4 protein-coding genes and 2 pseudogenes are annotated in these 7,827 nt (G+C 62.7%); 5 read left to right on the top strand and 1 reads right to left on the bottom strand.

Annotation, left to right across the window (positions count from 1 at the left end):
• A pseudogene (locus J5F18_RS09265) lies at positions 1 to 327 on the top strand (hypothetical protein); the annotation flags it as partial.
• A gap of 1,544 nt (positions 328 to 1,871) precedes the next feature.
• Here J5F18_RS09265 and J5F18_RS09260 read toward each other — a convergent pair.
• On the bottom strand, positions 1,872 to 2,240 hold the full coding sequence (locus J5F18_RS09260) for a glyoxalase superfamily protein (RefSeq protein ID WP_346301954.1): 369 nt from the start codon (positions 2,238 to 2,240) through the stop codon (positions 1,872 to 1,874).
• A 273-nt stretch (positions 2,241 to 2,513) separates the two neighbouring features.
• On the opposite strand from J5F18_RS09260, the pseudogene J5F18_RS09255 reads away from it, so the two are divergent.
• From J5F18_RS09255 to J5F18_RS09240, 4 genes and pseudogenes are all read left to right on the top strand, one after another.
• A pseudogene (locus J5F18_RS09255) lies at positions 2,514 to 2,684 on the top strand (cobyric acid synthase CobQ); the annotation flags it as partial.
• 509 nt (positions 2,685 to 3,193) lie between these two features.
• Positions 3,194 to 4,339 (top strand): RNA-guided endonuclease TnpB family protein, encoded by a 1,146-nt coding sequence (locus J5F18_RS09250; protein ID WP_346301953.1) that lies wholly within the window; start codon positions 3,194 to 3,196, stop codon positions 4,337 to 4,339.
• A gap of 285 nt (positions 4,340 to 4,624) precedes the next feature.
• Positions 4,625 to 6,076, top strand: coding sequence for a cobyric acid synthase (locus J5F18_RS09245; RefSeq protein ID WP_346301952.1), 1,452 nt, complete (start codon positions 4,625 to 4,627; stop codon positions 6,074 to 6,076).
• 302 nt (positions 6,077 to 6,378) lie between these two features.
• A complete protein-coding gene (locus J5F18_RS09240; RefSeq protein WP_346301951.1) occupies positions 6,379 to 7,794 on the top strand; it encodes a xanthine/uracil/vitamin C permease in 1,416 nt (471 codons plus the stop codon).
• Positions 7,795 to 7,827 lie beyond the last annotated feature (33 nt).

The following is a 7,827-nucleotide window of genomic DNA, read 5'->3' as shown; positions in this document are numbered from 1 at the left end:
GCGAGGTGGAACGGATCCTGTCAAGCTACGGCGGCAAGGAATATGCGATTACTTTTGCATAGGTACTTAACACAGGTTGACTCCAAGGCCAGTCCCGCGGTGCAACTGGCGGACGTAATGATCGGCGCGGCCATCGAGGCGGCGAACACTCCCACTGGACAACGCGCCGGGACGCTGGATGCGCAGCAGGTCATGGCCCTCTATGCAGACGATCAGTTGATCCACATGCTGCCTTCGATCGATTTCGAGGAACAGAAGCGCTTCCGCCAGGGAACCCAGGCGGAGCAGACAATCGACTATTTCGCCGAGAACTTCCATAAGCCATAAAGGCGAATGGAAGTAAAACCCGAGCGGGAGGCCAATCAACACCGTCATGGACGTGCCGGAAGCGTCTTTCTGTGAAGAGGGGGCTGCATGGCAAGTATTCATTCGGAGTACCAACGCTTACATTCACACCTGGCGCAGCGAGAAGTGCATGACGACGTGCGCCGGCTCGTGCACTTGGTGGTTAATCACACGGGACCCGACAGCTAATTGGTAAGGTGATTACATGCGCGAGGATGAGAAAAAAGGACGGCGAAGCTTTGTGGTTAACCAGACCCACGTTGATCCAGATACTGACAGTAGTACTCAGCTGACTCTTGCGAAATATGAGCTGATATACGCCATAATCGGGCAAGTGTTGGGGTTGGTTTGTATTTTGGGCGGGCTAGCCTTATTTCTAAATGGGATTGCAGGCTCCACAAGTTGGACTGCGAGAATCGTTGGTGCAGAATCTACGATCACCGACGCGGCCCCCGGGGCGATACTATTCATCGTTGGTTTGTTCCTAGTTTTCGTAACACGCTATAAATTTTCCCATAAGAAGGCCAAATAACCAGGCGGTCAACCGGACGCCAAAAGCGTGGCGCTTTTGGTTCCCTCTGCTACGCTCTGGCGTCGGTTACCATTAGTGGTATATGAGGATATTCTGAATGGCTGCTTCTGGCCGATTTCTGATTTCGGGCAACCATGAAAAGCATGCGCGGTGCCCCTATTATGCTACGCTTCCGGTGTGCTCGCGACAGCGGAGGAGACGATGGCCTTCCACAATCCGAATCCTAAAATTCGGGCACTGGAGCAGCGCAATGCCCGATTGCGGGCCGATCTGTTTGCCAGGCTGTTTGGTGGTGCGTGGCGTAGACTTCGCAAGGGCGCCCTGAGACTGTCGCCGGGGCGATACCGCCGACGCTGACACCATCGGCCTCGGTCCTGACTGGCGGCCTGCCCCTAGACTCGCCGCGTCCCTCCCCCCGGCCAGCAAGGAGCCGGTAAGCGGGGACGTCCCCCTATTTCCGAGTCGCGTCCGCTCAGGGCTCGAAACCCTGGAGGCGAAGCTGTCATGCGGCAGGTGCAGGTGCGGCAGTGTCCGATCGGCATATCGAGCCGATCGACCTCATACGTCACGGCACCACAGAGGCAGCTTCCTTTCATATCCCGCATTCAGAACGTGGTGTCTGCCAATGCGTACATCTTCCAGCCATCGCTGGTAAGCGTGAAGGCATAAAAGCCATGTACCTTTTCAATGATTGAGCCATCCTTCCGTCGAGGGATGGCCGAGGCAACGGCGTGTGCATCATGCTCGCTAACCGCGGTGATCTCGAATTTCCAGTCCGTAGAATGGTCCCATTGCTTTTCTTCTTTCAGCTTCTTTGGGTCTATAGGATATTCATCACAAAGGTAACGCTGCCGTCCTTGATGTATGCCAGTGGGTACCTGACGATCTTGTCTATCAGTGTGACGTCATTGTTCTTGAAGCCTTGGACGTAATAGTCCATGTAAGTTTGATACAGTGCGTTCCTCAGCTGCTCCATGTCCACAGGCTCTCCTTGTTAAGTGCTGATGGCGGTGGTAAACGTCAGCCTGTTACCGAACGGATCTGTCACCGACATATCCCTGGTGCCCCACGGGGTGTCGTCGATGCCCGGTCGCGCGTATCGGTAGTGCTTCGATGTCAGCTCGGCGTGGAAGGCTTCGAGGTCGCTGGCTTCGATCCGCACCGCCGCGCCAGGGCTGCAGTCCCCATGATGCTCGGACAGATGGAGGAGGCACCCCGCTCTGGACACCTGGAGATAGAGGGGAAGATCGGGCTCGAAGCGGTGCTCCCAGTCGATCTCGAACCCCAGGAAATCAACATAGAATTCCTTCGCCTTGGTCTCGTCGAAGATCCTCAGTATCGGTGTCGTCCTGCCGAATTTCATGCGCTCACCTCCTTGTGCACCGTCCCTCTCTCATTTTGGTCCACTTGCCCAGTCTCTCTTTCGCCTCGGACTGGCGGCAGGTCCGTCCCTCCAGGGCGGCCCGCTCGCCTCGGGACAGGCCTTCCCGCAATGCCCGGACCCTGGCGGCCTGGCGCGCGAGATAGGCTGCTGGTTCGATTTTCATCGGGGCCTCCGTTGGGGGAGTGGCAAGTGGTACCGTAGTGCCCTTTCGCGGCACAGGCAATCCACCCACAGCGAGGGACGGCGACAAGCATGGCGACACTGATGATCCAGGGCACCACCTCGGATGCGGGCAAGAGCACGGTGGTGGCGGGGCTGTGCCGGGTGTTGGCGCGGCGCGGGGTGTCGGTGGCGCCGTTCACGCCGCAGAACAGGGCGCTGAACAGCGCGGTGACGGGGGATGGCGGCGAGATCGGCCGTTCCCCCCCCCCTGCCTTGCGCGATCCTCCGACTGTGAGGGGCCGATCACTCGGAGGCGGCGATAGTTTGATAAGTTGGGGTAAGCTGGCTACATGTTCACCTGAAGGCTCTCCAATAGATTGGTAAGATCGCCTAAGCTGTTTCAAACCAAGGCAGGAGAGGGCACCTTGGACCCGCTGAATAACCCGTTTGCGCCTGGCGCAGGTGCACCGCCGCCGGCCCTTGCCGGCCGCGACGGGATAGTGCGTGCTGCCGAAATCGCCCTTCATCGGGTCCTGGCCGGACGGCCGGAGAAGAGCCAAATGCTCTTGGGCCTCCGTGGCGTCGGCAAAACCGTCCTGCTGAACCGAATCGGGGAGATGGCCGAGGGGCTTGGCTATCATCAGATTTTGCGCGGGATACCCCGTACTTCTAGTGCGGGGAGGGATAGCGCGCAGCCGCTAGGCTGCCTGTTCCCGCTCCTCCGTTTCAGTGGTTGCTACCCTTACAGTATTGGTGATATTCTGTGAGGCATGACGAAACGCGCCTACAAATATCGCTTCTATCCGACGCCCGAACAGGAACAGCTCCTGGCTCGGACGTTCGGCTGTGTGCGCTTCGTCTACAACTCGGTGCTGCGGTACCGCACCGATGCCTTCTACGAGCGCAAGGAAAAGGTCGGCTACGTGGCGGCGAACGCCTACCTGACGGCGCTGAAGAAGACTCCGGAAGTGGTCTTCCTCAACGAGGTCAGTTCGGTCCCGCTTCAGCAGTGTCTTCGCCACCAGCAGACCGCGTTCAAGAACTTCTTCGAGGGCCGGACCAAGTACCCGGCATTCAAGAGCAAGCGGCACCGCCAGTCGGCGGAGTTCACCCGCTCGGCCTTCAAGTACCGCGACGGTCAGTTGTTCCTGGCCAAGTGCAAAGAACCGCTGGCGATCCGCTGGAGTCGGGAGCTGCCCAGCGAACCGACAACCGTCACCGTTTCCAAGGACTCGGCAGGCCGCTACTTCGTCAGCTGTCTTTGCGAGTTCGAGCCCGAGACGCTGCCCGTTACCCCGAAAATGGTGGGCATCGATCTCGGCCTGAAAGACCTGTTCGTCACCAGCGACGGGCATCGAATCGGCAATCCCCGCCATACGGCTAACTACGCAGCCAAACTGGCCAAGGCGCAGCGGGCGTTGAGCAAGAAAACGCTCGGCTCCAAGAATCGCGCCAAGGCCCGACAGAAAGTGGCCCGCGTTCACGCCAAGATCTCCGATTGCCGGATGGACCGCTTGCACAAGCTGTCCCGCCAGATCGTCAACGAGAACCAAGTGATCTGCGTCGAGTCCCTCAAGGTGAAGAACATGCTGCGCAACCCCTCGCTAGCCAAGTCGATCAGCGATGCCGGCTGGGGCGCGTTCGTCCGCCAGCTGGAGTACAAAGCTGCCTGGGCAGGCCGACAACTGTCGGCGATTGACCAGTGGTATCCCTCCAGCAAGCGCTGTTCCGGCTGTGGCCACGTCGTGGACGCGCTGCCGCTGCAGGTTCGCGCCTGGACGTGCCCCGAGTGCGCAGTCGAGCACGATCGCGACGTCAACGCCGCGATCAACATTAAAGCCGCCGGGCTGGCGGTGTTAGCCCTTGGAGAGAATGTAAGCGGCATGGGGCACGTCTCCCTGTCCAGTTCTCGGTGAATTGGGAATCCCTTCCCTTCAGGGAGGGGAGCAGTCAAGAAACGCGAGATGCCAGAATGGGTGCCGACGAAAAAACGACCCAAGGCATGACGCCCTGGGCGTCTCGAACAGAGTAATTGGGGAAAGTAATCGGAAGTAATCGGGGACGTACTCCTATTTCCTCGTGAGATAAGTTACCAGGCCGATCTTCATCGGGGCCTCCGTTGGGGGAGTGGCAAGTGGTACCGTAGTGCCCTTTCGTGGCACGACAATCATCCTGATACTGGGGGAGGGACGGCGACTAGCATGGCGACACTGATGATCCAGGGCACCACCTCGGATGCGGGCAAGAGCACGGTGGTGGCGGGGCTGTGCCGGGTGCTGGCGCGGCGCGGGCTCTCGGTGGCGCCCTTCAAGCCCCAGAACATGGCGCTCAACAGCGCGGTGACGGTGGACGGCGGCGAGATCGGCCGCTCCACGGCCTTGCAGGCGCTGGCGGCCGGCGTGGACGCGCACAGCGATATGAACCCGGTGCTGCTCAAGCCGGAGAGCGACCGCGGTGCCCAGGTGATCCTGCGCGGCCGGGTGCATGGCCATATGGACGCCCTGGACTATCACGCCTACAAGCGCGAGGCGAAGGCCTCGATGCTGGCGGCCTGGGAGGCGCTGTCGAGTCGTTATGACGTGATCATCGCCGAGGGGGCGGGCAGTCCCGCCGAGATCAATCTGCGCGCCAACGACATCGCCAACATGGGCTTCGCCGAGGCGGTGGACTGCCCGGTGCTGCTGGTGGGGGACATCGATCGCGGCGGGGTCTTCGCCCAACTGGTGGGGACGCTCGCGCTGCTCAGCGAGAGCGAACGCTCACGCACCCGGGGTTTCATCATCAATCGCTTCCGCGGCGACATGGCGCTGTTGCAGCCGGGGCTCGACTGGCTGGAGGGCCACACCGGCAAGCCGGTGCTGGGCACCCTGCCTTACCTGCAGGGCCTGCTGCTGGACGCCGAGGACAGCCTGGGCCTCACCGGCCGCCGGTCGGGCGAGCCGGCGCTTCGGGTGGCGGTGCCGGCGCTGCCACGGATCAGCAACCACAACGACTTCGACCCCCTGCGGCTGCATCCGCGGGTCGAGCTCACCTTCGTGGGCCCGAACCGCCCCATCCCGCCCGCCGACCTGATCATCCTGCCCGGCAGCAAGAGCACCCGGGCCGATCTCGCCTGGCTGCGCGACCAGGGCTGGGAGGCCGCCATCCGGCGCCATCTGCGCTACGGCGGCCAGGTGCTCGGCATCTGCGGCGGCTTCCAGATGTTGGGGGACTGGATCCACGACCCCGAGGGCCACGAGGGACCGGCCGGCTCGACGCCGGGCCTGGGGCTGCTGGAGTTCGAGACCCGCATGGGGGCGGTCAAGCAGCTGCGCAATGTGAGTGGGCGCTTGCTACCGGAAGAGGTGCCGATGGCCGGCTACGAGATCCATCACGGGGTGAGCGAAGGAGCGGCACTGGCGCACCCCTTCTGCGAGCCGGAGGGGCGCGCCGACGGGGCGGTCAGCGAAGACGGCCAGGTGATGGGCACCTACCTGCATGGGCTCTTCGATACCGCCGAGGCCTGCGCGGCGCTGCTGGCCCGCTGCGGCCTGGCCGAGACCGCCGCGGCGGTGGACCTGGCCGCCCATCGAGAGGCCGAGCTGGATCGTTTGGCGGACGCCCTGGAGCGGCACCTCGACCTCGCCGCCATCGAGCGGCTGCTGGCCCGCTAGGCCCATCGGCCGGCAGGGCGGGGCGGCCTATTGGACCAAAGTTTACGTTCACGTAAACGTCCGATTTTCGCGCCCTCAGTGTCGACAACCTTTGCGACAATTCCCGCCCAGATCGCGGGAGTTTGGTTGGTTTTCTGGAATCTGCGCCTGGATTGTCGACACTCCGAGCCCTTCGCGGTCAGGGCCACTCGTCACAAGGTCGAATGTTCCGCTCGGCGCGGCCCGAGTAAAAACGCTTCAGCCAACAACAACAACAGACGAGAGGATCGCCCGTGAACAACCAGAACCGCTGAGGTATCGCCGTGTTGCTGAAACGAGAGTATGGCCAGGAACAACCCTACTGGCCGCTGGGACCCTTCAAGGTTCGCCTGCCCTTCATCCATTTCCCCTGGGCCATTCCCGAAACCATCCAGGCCATGGTGATGTTCGTCATCTCGCTGGGGATGATTCCGCTGCTGGAGCAGTACCTCGGCGTGCCCTACGAGGTGGGCCTGGCCTTCGTGGTGGTCTGCGGCATCGGCTTCATCCTGCCGCCGCTGCTCGGTATCCCCTTCATCGCCGGCTGGATCACCCCCGCCATCCCGGTGGTGCTGCTGTTCATCGGTCAGTATGAGCCGGGCCCCGATGCCCTCAGGGCGATGATCGCGCTGCAGCTGATGGTCACGGCGATCTTCCTGTTCATGGCCGTCACGCGGCTCGGCACCAAGCTGGTCAACAACGTGCCGGCGTCGATCAAGGCGGGCATCCTGCTGGGCGCCGGCATCGCCGCCATCAGCGGCGAGATCGTCGAGGGCGGCCGGCTCTACAACACCCCGATCTCGCTGGGCATCGGCGGCCTGATCACCCTCTACGTGCTGTTCTCGCTCTCCTTCCGGGACCTCGCCGAGAAGTATCGCTGGGCGCGCAACATCGTCGCCTACGGCATGGTGCCGGGCATGCTGATCACCATGGCCATCGGCTGGGGCGTGGGCGAATATCCGATGCCCAAGGTGGAGTGGGGCATTGCCATGCCGGACTTTGCCGGCATCTGGGCCTACCTGCCCTTCTCCATCGGGGCGCCCGGTATCCACCTGATGGTGGCGGCGATCCCCACCGCGATCATCGCCTACATCATCGCCTTCGGCGACATCATCGTCGGCCAGACGCTGATCAAGCGCGTCGACCACCTGCGGCCCGACGAGAAGATCGAGGTCGACGTCGACCGGGTGCACCTGATCACCGGCCTGCGCAACCTGATGCACGCCCTGCTGGCGCCGTACCCGGGCCTGGCCGGCCCGCTCTTCACCGGCGGCATGGCGACCGTGACCGAGCGCTATCGCTACGGCCGCAAGGCCATGGAGACCATCTATTCGGGGACCGGGGTGTTCTGGATCGTCGGCTTCTTCGCGCTCTTCCTGCTGCCGCTGGTGACCTTCTTCCGTCCGGTGCTGCCGATCGCGCTCTCCATCACCCTGCTGATCACCGGCTACCTGTGCATCGCGGTGGCGGTGGAGCAGATCAAGAACGCCACCGCCATGGGCGTGGCGGGCATCATGGGCGTGGTGCTGGCCACCCACGGCGCCGCCTGGGGCCTGGGCATCGGCCTGATCCTCTACTTCCTGATCGAGCACCGCGCGCGCAGCGTGCGTGATGCCGAGGAGGAGGAGCCGATCCACGTCGAGGACGACATGGTGGTGGAGCAGGACGACGGCCGCGAGGCGGAACCCGCCACGCGCTGACCCCTCACGTGCCGTCCGACAGACAGCGGGCCG

This window comes from Halomonas sp. BM-2019, from assembly GCF_017584085.1.
The sequence above is the reverse complement of the archived record's forward strand: the minus strand, read 5'-3'. Positions and strand labels throughout refer to the sequence as shown.

What these genes read in the sequence shown, in the direction of transcription:
- J5F18_RS09250 (WP_346301953.1), top strand. Translation starts at nt 3,194, where the DNA reads ATGACGAAACGCGCCTACAAATATCGCTTCTATCCGACGCCCGAACAG.
- J5F18_RS09245 (WP_346301952.1), top strand. Translation starts at nt 4,625, where the DNA reads ATGGCGACACTGATGATCCAGGGCACCACCTCGGATGCGGGCAAGAGC.
- J5F18_RS09260 (WP_346301954.1), bottom strand. Translation starts at nt 2,240, where the DNA reads ATGAAATTCGGCAGGACGACACCGATACTGAGGATCTTCGACGAGACC.